This window comes from Aeromonas salmonicida (genome assembly GCF_028355655.1).
Classification (GTDB): Bacteria; Pseudomonadota; Gammaproteobacteria; order Enterobacterales; family Aeromonadaceae; genus Aeromonas; species Aeromonas salmonicida.
Map to the genome: position 1 here is coordinate 4,460,219 of NZ_CP110645.1, position 17,282 is coordinate 4,477,500.

The following is a 17,282-nucleotide window of genomic DNA, read 5'->3' on the forward strand; positions in this document are numbered from 1 at the left end:
AACAGACACAAAAAATGGGCCAACAGGCCCATTATTCTTGCTGGTGATCAGCTGCCCGTCAGCGAACCTGAGGGATCAGGTGCAAGTGACGAAAGAGACCGGCTCTGCTTCACCCCGCCAGGGAGGCTGCGATCAGAAACTGGGCCGCGAAGTAGCTGCTCATGATCCAGGCCGTGGCATGAGGAAAGGGACGCCGGAACCTGTCCAGCGCCAGCATGCTGTCGGAAAAGAGGAACATCAGTGCCCCCACCAGGGCGGCGGCACTGCCCGCGGTCAAGGAGGCGTGCCAGGCACCGGCAGCCACCCAGGCCATGCCGATGATCACCAGCATGTAACAGAAGACGGGGATCTTCATCTCCCCCAACCGGCCCCACAGCAGGCCGAACACCATGCCTGCCACCAGCAGCAGCAAGAGGCCATCCACCAGGTTCAACACCAGGGGTCCCTGGGCAAAGCCGACTATGTAGCAAAGGTGTGCGACAAAAAATGCCGCCAGTCCCTGAATGAAGCGATCCCTTGGCAACATCAGCAGTACGTCACCGGCCAGCGACAGGCAGAGCCCGAGCAGGATCCAGGCGTGTGAGCCGTCATGGTCATCGCTCTGATAGCCAAACGCCAGCGCTATGATGAACAACATGGTCAGCGGCTTGCTGATATAGAACTGACGGGAGTCTGAGCCGTAGGCCGCACGAATGTGCCACCAGCCCGATGCGATGATCAAGAAACTCAATAACATGCCCTGCTCCTCACGTGTTGCTCGCAGTCATACGGCAACATCTTCTGACTGGCAGCAGAGTAGCAAATTCCCTCGGCCAGTGGCAGGGGAGCTCAGCAAATGAGCAGCCTACGCCTAAAGTCTAATTGCCCGCTAGCCCTGGTCAGGGCATAAGGAAGGGTCTGGAGGATCACCATGGAAGACGAAATGAAAAACTATCTGCCCGCTATCGATATCATGATGTGCCATCTGGGGATCAGCTTCGAGCAAGCCTGCGAACAGCTTGGACTCAGTCCGCAAGAACAGCAGGCGCTGGATCAGTTGCAACAGCAGGCTCAGTCAAACTAGCCCTCCCGATATGGATATCATGATGTTCCAGAACCGGGGATCAGCTTCGAGCAGGCCTGCGAACAGCTTGGACTCAGTCCGCAAGAACAGCAGGCGCTGGATCAGTTGCAACAGCAGGCTCAGTCAAACTAGCCCTCCCTCACGATGTGCCGTCTGGGACTAGCATGCGAGCTGCCGGGCCTCAGTTTACTGGCACAACAGACCCTGAGCCAGCTGCAGGAACAGGATCCGCAAGAATAAGCCCCGATTGGGAAAATAAAAACGGCGCCTTGATGGCGCCGTTTTTATTAGCATTTTTTATTGGTGAACCACACGTCGCCGTTGCAGCCAGACGATCAGCCCGAACAGCAGGAAGCCCGGGAACCACATCAGCTCCTTGGACCAGCGCTCGGTAGGTGCCTTGACGGAGAGGATCTCCTGGTCAAACTCCATGCCGGCCACTGCCGCCGGGCTGCCGAAGGTCACGCTGTCGATCAGGGTCTTGCCATCCTGCTCATAGAGCGTCAGCCCCAGATTCGCCAACCGCTCTTCACCATTGGCGCCATCCGGTACCGCAATCAACAGGGTAGACTGGCGAGCCTTGCCCACCCCATCCTCACCCTGGATCCGCAGCCGCAGCGTACTTTCCGCCTCGACCTCACCCATGGTCCGGGCAAGCTGGGCTGGCGGTGTACTGCGGTAGGGATCGTGCACCATGTCCATCCAGAAACCGGGACGGAACAGGGTGAAGGCCACCAGCAGCAGCAAGATGTTCTCGTACCAGCGACTCTTCACCAGGAACCAGCCCTGGGTCGCAGCGGCAAAGATCAACATGGCGATGGTCGCCACAATGAAGATCAGCACCCCATGGGCAAAGTCCACGTCGATCAGCAGCAGATCCGTGTTGAAGATGAACAGGAAGGGCAACGCCGCAGTGCGCAAGCTGTAGTAGAAGGCCGTGATGCCGGTCTTGATGGGATCACCCTTGGAAACGGCAGCCGCCGCAAACGAGGCCAGACCCACAGGTGGCGTCACGTCCGCCATAATGCCGAAGTAGAACACGAACAGATGGACTGCTATGAGCGGCACTATCAGGCCGTTCTGCTGACCAAGCGTCACCACGACCGGTGCAAGCAAGCTGGACACCACTATGTAGTTGGCCGTGGTGGGCAGCCCCATGCCGAGGATCAGGCTCAGCAGGGCGGTGAGCAGCAGCATCAGCAGCAGGTTGCCCATGGAGAGGAACTCCACCAGATCCGCCAGTACCAGGCCAACCCCTGTCTGGGAGACGGCACCGACTATGATCCCCGCCGTGGCGGTGGCAATGCCGATACCGATCATGTTGCGGGCACCGGCGACCAGCCCTTCCCGCAGATCCACCATGCCATCGAGCAGCGAGCCGTAGTCATGCTTGCCATCGGTACGCAGCCAGTTGAGCAGCGGCCGCTGGGTCAGCAGTATGATGACCAGCATGACGGTGCCCCAGAAGGCCGACAGGCCCGGCGAGAGGCGCTCCACCATCAGACACCACACCAGTACCACCACGGGCAGCAGGAAGTGCAGGCCGGAGAGCAGCACGGCGCGGGTGTTGGGCAGCTCGAGCAGCGGCTTGTCGGGATCTTCCGCCGCCAGCGGTTCATTGCTGGCAGCTATCTTCAACAAGCCCACATAGGTGGCAGCCAGCAGCAACGAAATGCCCGGCAGCGCATAGTCACCCAGCACGGGTTTGAGCCAACCCAGGCCGTAGTAGACCGCCAGCGACAGGCCGCTGATGAGGGCTGCGCCGAAGGCGAAGCCGGTCAGCCGACGCAGCCAGGGTTTCGGCTGATGGTTGCCGATGGGCTCCATGCCCAGCTTGAGTGCCTCCAGATGGACGATATAGAGCAGCGCTATATAGGAGATGGTCGCCGGCAGGAAGGCATGCTTGATGATCTCGACGTAGGGGATGCCCACATACTCCACCATCAGGAAGGCCGCAGCTCCCATCACGGGAGGCATGATCTGGCCGTTGACCGAGGAGGCTACCTCGACTGCCCCAGCCTTCTCTGAACTGAAGCCCACCTTCTTCATCATGGGGATGGTGAAGGTGCCCGTGGTGACCACGTTGGCGATGGACGAACCCGAGATGAGACCGGTCAGGGCGGAGGCCACCACAGCCGCCTTGGCCGGACCACCGCGCAGGTGACCGAGCAGGCTGAAGGCGAGCTGGATAAAGTAGTGACCGGCACCAGCCCTCTCCAGCAGGGCACCAAACAGCACAAACAGGAACACGAAGCTGGTCGACACGCCGAGGGCTATGCCAAACACCCCTTCCGTGGTGATCCACTGGTGGTTGGCCAGGGCAGTGAAGCTCACGCCGCGGTGAGCCAGCAGACCCGGCATCCAGGGGCCAGCCAGGCTGTATACGAGGAACAGCAGGGCGATGACCGCCAGGGCGGGGCCCAGGGCCCGCCGTGCCGCTTCCAGCAGCAAGGGGATGCCGATGCAGGCCGTGATCAGGTCCGAGGTGGTGAGGCTGCCAGGACGCAGGGCCAGCGCTTCATACATCACGAACAGATAAGAAGCCGCTCCGGCAGCAATCAGCCCCAGCGCCATGTCGCTGAGCGGCACTCGATCCCGGGGTGAACTACGAAACGCCGGAAACACCAGATAGGCCAGCAACAGGGCAAAGGTGAGGTGAATGGCGCGGGTCTCGGTATCATTGAGCACGCCAAAACCCAGCATGAAGGGCAGTGGCGAGGCGATCCAGAGCTGAAACAGGGACCATGCCAGCGCCAGGGCGGTAATGAGCCAGCCCATGAGGCCAAGCGGCAGACGAGCGCCCACATCCTGGGCGATCAGTTCCTCGGTAGAGAGTTGTTTATCTTGCATAGGGTTAACTTGTGCCAACGAGTACAACAAAAACGACACCCGCCGCCACAAACAGCGCAGCCAACGGGTGTCGAGGGAGTGACAAAGGCCCTTGGGCCCTCAATCAGAGCCAGCCGCGCTCTTTGTAGTAGCGAGCAGCCCCTTCATGCAGCGGTGCAGAGAGCCCTACCTTGATCATGTCGGCCTCTTTCAGGTCGGCAAAGGCAGGGTGCAGGCGCTTGAAGCGATCCAGGTTGTCAAAGACAGACTTCACCAGCTGATAGACCACTTCCGGATCGGCCTTGGCGCTGGTGGAGAGCACAGCCTTGCCACCGATGGACGGGGTCGGCTTGTCGCTGCCCTTGTAGAGGCCACCCGGGATCTCGGCCTTGGTGTAGTAGCTCTTCTCTGCCAACAGCTTGTCGATAGCCTCGCCGGTCACCGGCACCAGCACGGCATCCGTGGTGGTGGAGGCTTCCTGGATGGCACCGTTCGGGTGACCAACGAAGTAGCTCATGGCATCGATGTTGTTGTCACCCAGTGCAGAAGCCTGCTCCGCCGGTTTCAGCTCGGAAACCAGAGCGAAGTCACCCTTCTTCCAGCCCTTGACCGCCATGATCTCTTCCATGGTGTCACGCTGACCCGAGCCCGGGTTGCCGATGTTGACGCGCTTGCCTTTCAGATCGTCAAAACTGGCGATCTTGGCATCGCGGCGAGCCAGAATGGTGAACACCTCGCTCTGCAGGGAGAAGACGGCACGGATATCATCCATGGCCCCTTCGGTCTGGAAAGGGGGCAGCCCTTTCATCGCCTTGAACTGGTGATCTGACTGCATGATGCCGAAGTTGAATTCACCGCTGCGGATGCCGTTGACGTTGGCAACACCGCCACCACTGGCTGGCGCGTTGCACTTGATCTGGTGATCGGCAGCGCCGCGATTGAGGAAACGACAGATAGACTGGCCCGCCACGTAGTAGACGCCGGTCTGGCCGCCGGTACCTATGGTCACGAAGCGCTCCTGCGCTTGTACCTGGCCGCCAAACGATGCACCGACCAAAGCCGCCGACAGGGCGCACGCCAAGGATAATCCTTTCATGTTTTCCATCCTTTTCATTGATTTATCTCATCCGATTCCCGGATGAATGTACGACAACGCCCTGTTCTGCGCAGGGTTTGCCTAACTTGCCTCATGCAAGAAAAGGGTTGGGCAGCAACGCCATTCCCAAAAATCACCCTCTATCCTGCGGTGAGTTAACCAGCCTCGTGCCAGTTGAAGATAATTTGGCCCCTGAGGGGCCAAAGAAAAAGTTATAAGCACTCCGATTAAGCACATTCCGCCAACACAAATCAAACAAAATGGCAAAATGATGGAATTAAATATCGAAAATTATGACGTTGATCATTCATTTTTCTACCAAAGATTAATTCCATCTGCTACCTGATGAAAGCAATACAAACCGACAGTGGATTCTTTTGTGGCCCTTGCAGTGCAAGGGCCTGTGTCATCTTTTCTCAGCTGCCGGCTTGGGCCAGATCCAGAATAAACGCAAATTCCAGCGCTATGTCTTCGTAAGCCTTGAAGCGACCGGATTTGCCACCGTGGCCAGCATCCATGTCGGTATTCAGCAACAACTTGTTATCATCCGTCTTCATCTCGCGCAGTTTGGCGACCCACTTGGCAGGTTCCCAATACTGTACCTGGGAGTCATGCAGACCAGTGGTGACCAGCAGATTGGGATAGGCCTGTGCCTTGACCTGATCGTAGGGGCTATAAGCCTTCATGTAGTCGTAGTAACGCTTCTGGTTCGGGTTGCCCCACTCGTCGTACTCCCCCGTGGTGAGGGGGATCGACTCATCCAGCATGGTAGTGACCACATCCACGAACGGCACCTGGGCGACCACGCCGCGATAAAGCTGGGGAGCCTGGTTGATGACGGCCCCCATCAGCAGGCCACCAGCACTGCCGCCCATGGCATAGACCTGCTCTTTGGCACCATACCCTTGCGCCACCAGCGCCTCGGTGACGTCGATGAAGTCGTTGAAGGTATTCTGTTTTTTCAGCAGCTTGCCATCTTCATACCAGTGACGGCCCAGCTCCTCGCCCCCTCGGATATGGGCGATGGCATAGACGAAGCCTCTGTCCAGCAAGCTCAGACGGGCGGTGCTGAAGTCGGGATCCATGCTGGCACCGTAAGAGCCGTAGCCGTACACCAGCAACGGGTTGTGGCCGTTTTTCTTGAACTTGTCCTTGCGATAGACCAGTGACACCGGTACGGACACGCCGTCACGGGCCGTGATCCAGAGCCTCTCGCTGGCATACAGTTGTGCTTTGAAGCCCGCCACCGGCTGTTGCTTGAGCAGGGTGCGCTTGCCGCTCGTCATATCCAGCTCATAGGTGGATGCGGGGGTGGTCATGGAAGAGTAGCCATAGCGCAGGGCGCTGGTATCCGGCTCCGGGTTGTAGGCAAGCCAGGTGACATAGGCGGGATCGTCGAAGGCGATCTCCTTCTCCTCGCCGCTCTGCCAGTTGATCTGGCGCAGTCGGGTCAGGCCCTGGTTGCGCTCCTCCAGCACCAGCCACTCCTTGAACAGGGCATAGCTATCCAGCAGCACGTCCGGGTTGGGGGCTATCACAGATTTCCAGCGATCGACCGGGCTCTCTTTGGTCTCGTAGAGGCCGAAGTTCTTGCCGTCCTTGTTGGAACGCACATAGAAGCGGCCACGGTAGTGATCCAGGCTGTATTCGTGATCCACCTGACGGGGCAGGAACAGCCGCGGCGCCTGGGTCGGCACGTTGGCGTCGATGAGACGCGCCTCGCCCGTTGTGGTGCTGGAGAGGGCGATGACGATGAAGTCTTCCGAGGTGGTGGCATAGAGGCTGACGTAGAAGGTGTCGTCTTTTTCCTCATACACCAGGGTGTCTTTCGCCGGATCCGAGCCTAGCTCGTGGCGATAGACCTGATAGGGGAGCAGGGTCTTGGGATGCTTGCGCACGTAGAACACCGTCTTGCTGTCGTTGGCCCATACCAGATTGCCGGAGGTATTTTCCAACTTGTCGCTGGCCCACTGGCCGCTCTCCAGATCGAGGAACTGGATCTGGTACTGACGACGAGAGAGGAAATCTTCCGCCACCGCCAGCCAGCGGTTGTTGCGGCTCACCTCCAGGGCGCCCAGGGCGTAGAACTCGTGCCCTTCAGCGCGCTGGTTGCTGTCGAGCATCACATCGGCGTGCTTCTCCCCGACCCGGGTGCGGGAGTAGATGCCGTACTCCTTGCCCGGCTCATAGCGGGTCTGATAACGGTAGCCATTCTTCACATAGGGAACCGACTCATCCTGCTGGGGAATGCGAGCCACCATCTCTTTGTAGAGTTGATCGCGCAGCGGCTGGGTCGGCTTGAGCATGGCATCGGTATAGGCGTTTTCAGCCTTGAGGTAGGCCAGCATCTCGGGGTTCTGGCGCTCGTCATCCCGCAGCCAGTAGTAGTTGTCGACCCGGGCATCCCCGTGTTTTTTGATGGTATGAGGATGTTTGGCGGCCGCGGGAGGCTGGATCAGGGTGTCACTTGTGGGCATGGCGGACTCATCATTGGCATATGAACAGGGGACGGCGGCCAGACAAGCCAGCAGCAGAAGCCCTCGGGAAAAGGTGAACATCTCGCATCCTTTGCGCTTTAAAAGGGTTGGCAAACCTGAGCCTTGGCTCCTTGGTGTGGCCAACAATCTGCCCCTTGTCGCCCCCAGTTGCAAGTTATCAGCGCAAAACCCGCCAGAACACGTAAAAGGGCCACTGTCTCGCGACAGTGGCCCTCAAACCTGACCATGAGCGACACGGATTCGCTCAGGTGTACCTCACATGATGGAGTTGTGTCTGCTCATGACCAGTTTGCGTCAGCCGGGATAGCTCGACCAGGTCTTGGTCGCGCCCTCATGACTGATGCTCAGCACCTGATAGGGCTGACCCGGTATATCCATGCCTGGCGCACTCTGGGGCATACCCGGAATGGTCAGGCCGCGGATCGCCGGTTTTTCCTTGAGCAGCTTCTGCACGTCGGCAGCGGGTACATGTCCCTCCACCACATAGCCATTGACCACACCCGTGTGGCAGGACGCCAGCTGCGGAGTGATGCCGTACTGCTGCTTGATGGGTTCAAGCTGCTCGGTTTCGACGACCTTGATCTCAAAGCCGTTCTCTTCCATGTGCTTGATCCAGGTCTTGCAGCAGCCGCAATACTGGGACTTGTAGACAGTCATCCGCTCCGCAGCAAGGGCGGAGAAGCTGACACTGCCGGCCAGCAGGGCCAGTAACAGGGACTTGTACATGACTCACCTCGGATAAGAAGAAATACCCAAAAAAATGGGGAAACTCGACTCAACCGGGATGACGGGGAGGACGCTCCAGCCGCTCGGGCGGCGCATCCGGCGTATACAGGGAAGGGGCAATAAACTCAGGCCTGTCAGGCTCCAGCACGGCCACCGTCAGGCTGTCGCTGGTGAGCACCGTCATGGCGAGTGCCGCAGTAAAGCTGCCACACGGCATGGCCTTCTCCAGGGTACGCTCGCTCTGGCTGCAATGGGGGGTCAGCGTACAGAGATCAGTCGCCGCCCGGCTGCCAAACGACATCAGCACCATCAGCAGACTCCACAAGGGGAGCCAGCGGCGGGCGCGAGCGAGTTGGCGACGGGTCAGAACCATGACATGACTCATTAAGCAGAAGAGCCCTATGGTAACCTCTGGCCCAGGGGGAGGGTCAAGCCCTCCCCTCTATGGTTCGCGGGATGTAAGTAGTCTGGCGGGGCGCGATTCACCCACGGATCCCCGCGTCCTGCGTAACGGGACCTGCTCCAAGAACTGGCGGGCCATGGCACTTCTTGATAACGTCACCGCTCAATGCATCTTCTTTTCGCCAGTACTGGTTTTTGCCAGTACCAGGCTCAGTCTTCAGGTTATGACCCCATGAAACGCATTCTGGTTATCTTTTCACACCCGGCCCTGCAGAGCTCAAGAGCCAACAAGCAGCTGTTGCAGGCTATCGAAGAGCTGGAGGGTGTCACAGTTCACGACCTCTATCAGCACTACCCGGACATGTTCATCAATGTGAAACAGGAACAGGCCCTGCTGTCGGAACACGATATCATCGTCTTTCAACACCCCTTCTACTGGTACTCCTGCCCCGCCATCATGAAGGAGTGGATGGACCTGGTGCTGGAATACGGCTATGCCTACGGTCCCGAGGCCCATGCCCTCAATGGCAAGCAGTGGCTGAGTGCCATCACCACGGGGGGCGCGCCCGAGTCCTATTGCAGCGCAGGCTACAACAGCCGCCCGCTGCTCGACTTTTTGCTGCCGTTCCAGCAAACGGCACAACTGTGCGGCATGACCTGGCTGCCCCCGTTCGTGCTCCACTCCTTTCACAAGATCAAGGATCCGGAGGCATTGCGCCGCTGTGGCCAGGATTATCGCCAGCTGTTGTGTGCCCTGCGCGACGAGCAACTGACCCCCGATCAGCTCGCGGGGCAATCTTATCTGCGGGATCTGCTGGAGGTGCTCTCATGAAACACGGGCAGCTATTTGGCCGACCCCATGAGCCTGACCAGACGTTTAAACGGAGGGCTGGCTGATGGGTCACGGATTACTGTTTGATGCGCTTATCTACCTCTCGGCGGCGGTGATCGCCGTGCCGCTGGCCAAACGCTGGGGGCTGGGTTCTGTGCTTGGCTACCTGCTGGCGGGCATCATCATAGGTCCCTTCCTGCTGGGGCTGGTGGGGGAGCAGAAGGATGTGATGCACTTCGCCGAGTTCGGGGTAGTGCTGATGCTGTTTCTGGTCGGGCTGGAGCTGCGCCCTGCCCTCTTGTGGCAGCTGAAGGGGCCCATACTCGGCACCGGCGGCCTGCAAGTGCTGCTCACCACAGGTGCCCTGACTGGCGTGGCATATCTCATCGGACTGCCCTGGCAGCAGGGACTGGCCATCGGCCTCATCCTGGCGCTCTCCTCCACAGCCATAGTGTTGCAGAGCCTGCAGGAGCGCAAACTGATGCAGAGCGAGAGCGGTCGATCCGCCTTTGCGGTGCTGTTGTTTCAGGACATTGCCGTCATTCCCATACTGGCGATCCTGCCGTTGCTCGCCATAGCACCGGTGGCCAGCAATGGCAGTGCGGAGCTGGCTGGTTGGCAACACGGCCTGCTGGTGGTGGCGGCCATCTCCGGCATAGTGCTGGGCGGCCACTACCTGATGCGGCCGGTGTTTCGCGCCATCGCCCAGTCCCACATGCGGGAGATCTTCGTCGCCGCCGCCCTGCTGCTGGTGATCGCCATCGCAGTGCTGATGGAGTCGGTGGGGCTCTCCCCTGCCCTTGGCTCCTTCCTCGCCGGCGTGGTGCTGGCCGACAGCGAATATCGCCACGAGCTGGAGGCGGACATAGAGCCGTTCAAGGGCTTGCTGCTCGGCCTCTTCTTCATGTCGGTGGGCGCCGGAATCAACTTCAGCCTGTTTGCCGAACACCCCTTTCTCATCCCGGCGCTGGTGATCGGCCTGATGGCATTGAAATGGCTGGTGCTGATGGCGCTCGGCTTTGTCATTCGTATCTCGCCCAACCAGCGCTGGACCTTCGGGCTGGCGCTGGCACAGGGTGGCGAGTTTGCCTTCGTGCTCTTCTCGTTTGCCTCCCAGAACAAGGTTCTGCCTGGCGACACCATATCGCTGCTCACCCTGGTGGTGGCCCTCTCTATGGCGCTGACGCCGCTCTTGCTGATCCTCAACGATCGGGTGATCCAGCCCTGGTTCGATTACCGTACCCACAGCGATTCGCCGCAGCACGAGCAACCTGAATTGGTGGAGCACCCCGTCATCATCGCCGGCTTCGGCCGCTTCGGCCAGATAGTGGGGCGCCTGCTGCACGGCCACGGCATAGGCACCACCATACTGGAGCAGGACGCCAGTCAGATAGAGATGCTGCGCAGGTACGGCTATCAGGTGTTCTACGGCGACGCCAGCCGGCTCGATCTGCTGCATGCCGCCGGCGCCCACAAGGCAAAACTGCTGGTTCTCTCCATCAATGACCCGGCCACCTCGCTTGAGGTGATTGAAATGGTGAAGAAACACTTCCCGCACCTTAAGATACTGGCGCGTGCCCAAGACAGACCCCATGCTCACGAGATCCTGCGCCACGGCGTGGACAGCGTGCATCGGGAAACCCTGGGTTCCGCTGTGGATCTGGGGGTGGAAGCGCTGACCCAGCTGGGATTTCGGGCCAACCAGGCCTGGCGGGCGGGACAGACCTTCAAACAACACGACAACTGGTTGCTGCGGGAGCAGGCCAATTACCTGGACGACGAACACACCTATATCAACAAGAGCCTGCAATACAGGGACATCCTTTCCGATCTGTTGCAAGACGATCAGGAAGGACAAGAGCGTATTCACGCTCACAACTGGAACAGCGGTCTGCCCGACAACGACAAGGAAGCAATATGATTGCCTATTACCCTCTGCTCAAACACCTGCACATGACCCTCGCCATCGTCAGCCTGCTGCTGTTTGTCTATCGCTGGATGCTCTCTCTCAATGCCAGCCCGCGTCTGCAACAGCGCTGGCTGAAGATAGCGCCCCACGTCAACGACACCTTCTTGCTGCTGTTCGGAGTGCTGCTGGCTGTCACGTTGCAGATGAGCCCGGGTCAACAACCCTGGTTGATGGCCAAGCTGATCGCCCTGGTGGTCTACATAGGGCTCGGCGTCATGGCGTTAAAACGGCCTGCTCGCAGCCAGAAGCTTGTGGCGGGTGTCGCCGCACTGGCAGTGTTTGGTTACATGGTGGGAGCCGCCATGACCAAGTCGGCCTGGTCCTGGTTGGCTTGACGAGAATGTCCATCTGGTGGGGGGAGGCCATTCCCTCCACATCATCTTCTGCCCTTTAACGTGATTTCTATTTTTTCTTCTCCCTAAAAACCGCAAGACAGCACTTTAATTTGCGATTTTTTCATCAATTAAAAGCCTCAATTGCCACCCACAAAAACAGTAATCATATTTAATATCATGTAGTTAATGACGTTTGTATGAAAATGGCGACAGTTGTCGCAGCAAAACTTGCGACATAGACTGTCGCACGCCATGGCTAGGATACACTCAACGCTAAACCAGTGAAGGCATGCACCATGAGTAAGAAGCTGTTACGACAACTGACCTTGGCGCGTTGCATCCCGCACCGCCCTTACAAGCTGACCGCCAGCCAACTTCAGGTAAAACTGGAAGAGGAAGGTATCCATGTCAGTCTGCGTACCGTGCAACGGGACCTGGAAGAGATGTCCGGCATGGGGTTGTTCGACCTCACCTCGGATGAGCGCAGCAAACCCCACGGCTGGTGCTTTGAGCGCCATGGCCTCAACGACTTCGCCAATATCATGCCGTTGTCGCTGGCGGTGGCCCTGAAAACCTGGAGTGATCAGGCAAGCCAACTGCTACCGGCAAGTGTGCTGACCGAATTGAATCCGCTGATCGACAAGGCCAGCCAGGTGATCCGAGACAGCCAGAGCGAACTGGCCGAACGCTGGCTCGAGAGTGTACATCAGTCACCGCGTCCGTTTGCCGGCAACCCGGAGATCCGTCGCAGCACCCTGATCCGCGATGCCCTCTGGCGTGGTCGCAAATTCAGCGCCGAGATACAGCGCGTCATCAAGGAGCGTACTGTATGGCTCTGCTATGACCGCATCAATCCGCTCGGCATCCTGAATCAGGCCGATGGTCCGACCCTGCTCTGTACTTTGTCCGAGCTGGATCCCAAGGTATACGGCATCCCGTTCGATCACATCAAGGGCGTGGAACTGACCAACTTCAGCGCAACCCAGCCGAAGGATTTCAATATCCAGAAGCTGATCCGTGACCAGGGCTACCAGGACGTCAGCGGTCCAATCCGCTTTGTCGGTCGCATTGATGCAAACTGCCCGACCCTGGTCGATGGCCAGATCCCGGGCCACAACCCACGCATGACTCGCTATGACAAGCGCAGTGTGGTGGTGGAGACCGAAGTCCAGGACACCCCTGAATTTCGCACCTGGCTCAATAACATGAGCGGCAACCTGGAAGTGCTGGCGCCAGAGTCACTGCGCAAGGCATACCCGACGCCAAGCAGCCGGGTTAGCTAATCCCAAAAAGCCGAGCTCAGCCTCGGCTTTTTGTATTCTTTTCAAGCATATCTATTCAACTAATTTTTAACTCTTGCCAGTTGAATTGAGCCGTTTTGTACCATCGTTTTCCCCCTGTTTTTGCGTGTGAGAGATCCGCCATAGTGGCTGTAAGAGGCCACTGTGTTGCACCGTACGCGAAGCCATCTTTGAATCCATGTGCTTTCCAATGAAACAAACTAACATGATGATTAATATGGATTTATCTTGTTAATGATTGGGTTTAATCAAGCTGACTCATGCCGATAATCACCCAAGCTCCCTTGTTACTCTGTGCGCTTCCCTTAATATTGGTCTCACAAGGACGAAGCTGGCTCGGCAGGATGCAGGAACAGCGCATAAACAGGGAATAATCCACAGGACGTGGTCAGGGATACCTCAGGATGAGGCAGGTAACCGGGATGGTTATCAAACGGATTGAACAGGACACCACAGGATGTGGTTGCGGACACTTCGGGATGAGGCAGAGCAGTACGGATTACCGCTCTTCAGGAAGAACAGGACCTCGCCGGATGCGAGCAGGACAGCTTCAGGACGAAGCGAGATAGCCCGGATGGTTATCTGTCAGGACGACGCAAGGAACACCACAGGATGTGGTAAGGGACACCTCCAGGATGGAGAGAGTGCAGCAATCAGGAAAGATTGCCAGACCAGGATGGTCACAGGACAACTCAACGGATTGGGAAGGGGATATTCCGAAGGATCAGGATAAAGTCAGGGATCGCAGGGAGCATTGCAGTTCATGGACTGGACTAGATGACTTGAGGGGACGGCAACTGCCGTCCCCTTTTCTTTATGTGCACCTCTCAAGCGTCCTGCTGGCTCTTTCACGCAAACCAACGCCTCCGGCCTTACATCACACTTCGTATCTCCCCATTGCTTGAGCGCTTTTAAACCTAGCCACCACCTTGCATAACGAGGCCAAGATATCCATCCAGCTGGTGATGCAATGGCAATCTACTAAAGCTCAAAGCTAGCTACTCCGTAGCTAGTGCCCAAGCAGGAGGGCCTTGTTGTACTCGGCAAAAATGCACAAAAAAGCCCAGTCGTTAGACTGGGCTTCTCAATGTATTGGCAGGGCAGACGGGAGGACGCTGTCCGGCTCAAGCACAATGGGCCGCAGGTAGGGAGTAGGCTGCTAGTGGCAAGGAGACAGCCAACGGCGAACATCAAGATGCCCCGGCGTGGAGAAAGGAAGAGGAGGTGGGTAATGGTGACCGCTGACTTTGCAGTTTCGGAAATGAAAAAAGCCCAGTCTTTCGACTGGGCTTCTCAATTTACTGGCGGAGCGGACGGGACTCGAACCCGCGACCCCCGGCGTGACAGGCCGGTATTCTAACCAACTGAACTACCGCTCCGCTATTTGGCTAGCTTTTCGCTAAATTGTCTGCCGTTTCAATGAGGTGTCATCCTCTCGGCCAATCATGCAATCTGTGCACAACTGTTTAATTGGGTGCCTGGCAGTGTCCTACTCTCGCATGGCGAATGCCACACTACCATCGGCGCTACCGCGTTTCACTTCTGAGTTCGGCATGGGATCAGGTGGTTCCACGGCGCTATGGCCGCCAGGCAAATTCTTCAATCTGAGAAAGCTGACGTGAATAACGATTTGCCTGTTGGCTTCGTTATCACTGAATTAGGTAGTAGTTCTTCGATTTGCTACAAGCCTTAGAACACTTCTTGGGTGTTGTATGGTTAAGCCTCACGGGTAATTAGTATGGGTTAGCTCAACACGTCGCCGCGCTTACACACCCCACCTATCAACGTTGTGGTCTCCAACGGCCCTTTAGGACCCTCAAGGGGTCAGGGATGACTCATCTCAGGGCTCGCTTCCCGCTTAGATGCTTTCAGCGGTTATCGATTCCGAACTTAGCTACCGGGCAGTGCCACTGGCGTGACAACCCGAACACCAGAGGTTCGTTCACTCCGGTCCTCTCGTACTAGGAGCAACTCCCTTCAATCATCCAACGCCCACGGCAGATAGGGACCGAACTGTCTCACGACGTTCTGAACCCAGCTCGCGTACCACTTTAAATGGCGAACAGCCATACCCTTGGGACCGACTTCAGCCCCAGGATGTGATGAGCCGACATCGAGGTGCCAAACACCGCCGTCGATATGAACTCTTGGGCGGTATCAGCCTGTTATCCCCGGAGTACCTTTTATCCGTTGAGCGATGGCCCTTCCATTCAGAACCACCGGATCACTATGACCTACTTTCGTACCTGCTCGACCTGTCCGTCTCGCAGTTAAGCTGGCTTATGCCATTGCACTAACCTCCTGATGTCCGACCAGGATTAGCCAACCTTCGTGCTCCTCCGTTACTCTTTGGGAGGAGACCGCCCCAGTCAAACTACCCACCAGGCACTGTCCGCGAGCCCGATTCAGGGCCCTGCGTTAGAACATCAAACATACAAGGGTGGTATTTCAAGGACGGCTCCAGCGCAACTGGCGTCACGCCTTCAAAGCCTCCCACCTATCCTACACATGTAGGTTCAATGTTCAGTGCCAAGCTGTAGTAAAGGTTCACGGGGTCTTTCCGTCTAGCCGCGGGTACACCGCATCTTCACGGCGAATTCGATTTCACTGAGTCTCGGGTGGAGACAGCATGGCCATGGTTACACCATTCGTGCAGGTCGGAACTTACCCGACAAGGAATTTCGCTACCTTAGGACCGTTATAGTTACGGCCGCCGTTTACCGGGGCTTCGATCAAGAGCTTCGCTTGCGCTAACCCCATCAATTAACCTTCCGGCACCGGGCAGGTGTCACACCCTATACGTCCACTTTCGTGTTTGCAGAGTGCTGTGTTTTTGATAAACAGTCCCAGCCATCTGGTCACTGCGACTCCCAACTGCTCCATCCGCAAGGGACTTCACTGTCAAGAGCGAACCTTCTCCCGAAGTTACGGTTCTATTTTGCCTAGTTCCTTCACCCGAGTTCTCTCAAGCGCCTTGGTATTCTCTACCCGACCACCTGTGTCGGTTTGGGGTACGATGACTTGTAATCTGAAGCTTAGAGGCTTTTCCTGGAAGCAGGGCATCAATGGCTTCACCACCGTAGTGGCTTCGTCTCGTGTCTCAGTGTTGTGTCTCCGGATTTGCCTAGAAACACCACCTACGCACTTTCACCAGGACAACCGTCGCCTGGCCCACCTAGCCTTCTCCGTCCCCCCATCGCAATTACAAGTCGTGCAGGAATATTAACCTGCTTCCCATCGATTACGCCTTTCGGCCTCACCTTAGGGGTCGACTCACCCTGCCCCGATTAACGTTGGACAGGAACCCTTGGTCTTCCGGCGAGGAGGCTTTTCACCCCCTTTATCGTTACTTACGTCAGCATTCGCACTTCTGATATCTCCAGCATACCTCTCGATACACCTTCGCAGACTTACAGAACGCTCCCCTACCACTCACACATAAGTGTGAATCCGCGGCTTCGGTGCCTGGTTTGAGCCCCGTTACATCTTCCGCGCAGGCCGACTCGACTAGTGAGCTATTACGCTTTCTTTAAATGATGGCTGCTTCTAAGCCAACATCCTAGCTGTCTGAGCCTTCCCACATCGTTTCCCACTTAACCAGAACTTTGGGACCTTAGCCGGCGGTCTGGGTTGTTTCCCTCTTCACGACGGACGTTAGCACCCGCCGTGTGTCTCCCGGATATTACTTACTGGTATTCGGAGTTTGCATGGAGTTGGTAAGTCGGGATGACCCCCTAGTCCAAACAGTGCTCTACCCCCAGTAGTATTCGTCCGAGGCGCTACCTAAATAGCTTTCGGGGAGAACCAGCTATCTCCGAGTTTGATTGGCCTTTCACCCCCAGCCACAGGTCATCCCCTAACTTTGCAACGTTAGTGGGTTCGGTCCTCCAGTTGATGTTACTCAACCTTCAACCTGCCCATGGCTAGATCACCCGGTTTCGGGTCTACACCTTGCAACTAGACGCCCAGTTAAGACTCGGTTTCCCTACGGCTCCCTATACGGTTAACCTCGCTACAAAATGTAGATCGCTGACCCATTATACAAAGCGTACGCAGTCACCCCGAAGGGCTCCCACTGCTTGTACGTACACGGTTTCAGGTTCTATTTCACTCCCCTCACAGGGGTTCTTTTCGCCTTTCCCTCACGGTACTGGTTCACTATCGGTCAGTCAGGAGTATTTAGCCTTGGAGGATGGTCCCCCCATATTCAGACAGGATGTCACGTGTCCCG

Annotated in this window: 11 protein-coding genes, 1 tRNA gene and 2 rRNA genes (1 of these 14 cut by a window edge); 5 read left to right on the plus strand and 9 right to left on the minus strand. The window is 57.4% G+C overall.

Translation table 11 applies throughout. The annotated features are described in order from the left end of the window. Positions 1-109 precede the first annotated feature (109 nt). A complete protein-coding gene (locus ONZ54_RS20780; RefSeq protein ID WP_005316484.1) occupies positions 110-736 on the minus strand; it encodes a lysoplasmalogenase in 627 nt (208 codons plus the stop codon). Between the two features lie 174 nt (positions 737-910). Between ONZ54_RS20780 and ONZ54_RS20785 the strand changes: the two genes are divergently transcribed. Next, positions 911-1,063 (plus strand): hypothetical protein, encoded by a 153-nt coding sequence (locus ONZ54_RS20785; protein WP_005316486.1) that lies wholly within the window; start codon positions 911-913, stop codon positions 1,061-1,063. Positions 1,064-1,360: 297 nt separating this feature from the next. On the opposite strand, the gene ONZ54_RS20790 is transcribed toward ONZ54_RS20785, so the two are convergent. The 5 genes from ONZ54_RS20790 to ONZ54_RS20810 all read right to left on the minus strand — a co-directional run bounded on the left by ONZ54_RS20790 (position 1,361) and on the right by ONZ54_RS20810 (position 8,585). Next, complete coding sequence (locus ONZ54_RS20790; RefSeq protein ID WP_113721551.1) at positions 1,361-3,913, minus strand: TRAP transporter permease; 2,553 nt, start codon at positions 3,911-3,913, stop codon at positions 1,361-1,363. A 103-nt stretch (positions 3,914-4,016) separates the two neighbouring features. After that, positions 4,017-4,988, minus strand: coding sequence for a TAXI family TRAP transporter solute-binding subunit (locus ONZ54_RS20795; protein ID WP_042467466.1), 972 nt, complete (start codon positions 4,986-4,988; stop codon positions 4,017-4,019). A gap of 416 nt (positions 4,989-5,404) precedes the next feature. Next, positions 5,405-7,546 (minus strand): S9 family peptidase, encoded by a 2,142-nt coding sequence (locus ONZ54_RS20800; protein WP_271787059.1) that lies wholly within the window; start codon positions 7,544-7,546, stop codon positions 5,405-5,407. A gap of 234 nt (positions 7,547-7,780) precedes the next feature. Further along, on the minus strand, positions 7,781-8,212 hold the full coding sequence (locus ONZ54_RS20805; RefSeq protein WP_005316495.1) for a DUF411 domain-containing protein: 432 nt from the start codon (positions 8,210-8,212) through the stop codon (positions 7,781-7,783). Positions 8,213-8,261: 49 nt separating this feature from the next. Further along, the gene (locus ONZ54_RS20810) at positions 8,262-8,585 is read right to left on the minus strand and encodes a hypothetical protein (RefSeq protein ID WP_005316500.1); all 324 of its coding nucleotides are present in this window, start codon (positions 8,583-8,585) and stop codon (positions 8,262-8,264) included. A gap of 261 nt (positions 8,586-8,846) precedes the next feature. Here ONZ54_RS20810 and kefF point away from each other — a divergent pair, with 261 nt between their 5' ends. The 4 genes from kefF (at position 8,847) to ONZ54_RS20830 (ending at position 13,033) form a co-directional block, all read left to right on the plus strand. Then, entirely contained in the window at positions 8,847-9,446 is a 600-nt protein-coding gene (kefF, locus tag ONZ54_RS20815; protein ID WP_096117690.1) for a glutathione-regulated potassium-efflux system oxidoreductase KefF, read from the plus strand. 64 nt (positions 9,447-9,510) lie between these two features. Continuing rightward, positions 9,511-11,367, plus strand: a complete 1,857-nt coding sequence (gene kefC / locus ONZ54_RS20820; RefSeq protein ID WP_021140154.1) for a glutathione-regulated potassium-efflux system protein KefC — start codon at positions 9,511-9,513, stop codon at positions 11,365-11,367. Then, positions 11,364-11,750 (plus strand): SirB2 family protein, encoded by a 387-nt coding sequence (locus tag ONZ54_RS20825; protein WP_059168914.1) that lies wholly within the window; start codon positions 11,364-11,366, stop codon positions 11,748-11,750. Before kefC ends, ONZ54_RS20825 begins: the two co-directional genes overlap by 4 nt. Positions 11,751-12,046: 296 nt before the next feature. Next, positions 12,047-13,033 (plus strand): helix-turn-helix transcriptional regulator, encoded by a 987-nt coding sequence (locus ONZ54_RS20830; RefSeq protein WP_058394739.1) that lies wholly within the window; start codon positions 12,047-12,049, stop codon positions 13,031-13,033. 1,320 nt (positions 13,034-14,353) lie between these two features. Here ONZ54_RS20830 and ONZ54_RS20835 read toward each other — a convergent pair. The 3 genes from ONZ54_RS20835 to ONZ54_RS20845 form a co-directional block, all read right to left on the minus strand. Beyond that, a tRNA-Asp gene (locus ONZ54_RS20835) sits at positions 14,354-14,430 on the minus strand. A gap of 97 nt (positions 14,431-14,527) precedes the next feature. Beyond that, positions 14,528-14,642: ribosomal RNA gene (rrf, locus tag ONZ54_RS20840) — 5S ribosomal RNA — on the minus strand. A 121-nt stretch (positions 14,643-14,763) separates the two neighbouring features. Then, positions 14,764-17,282 (minus strand): 23S ribosomal RNA (locus tag ONZ54_RS20845) (it continues 370 nt past the right edge of the window).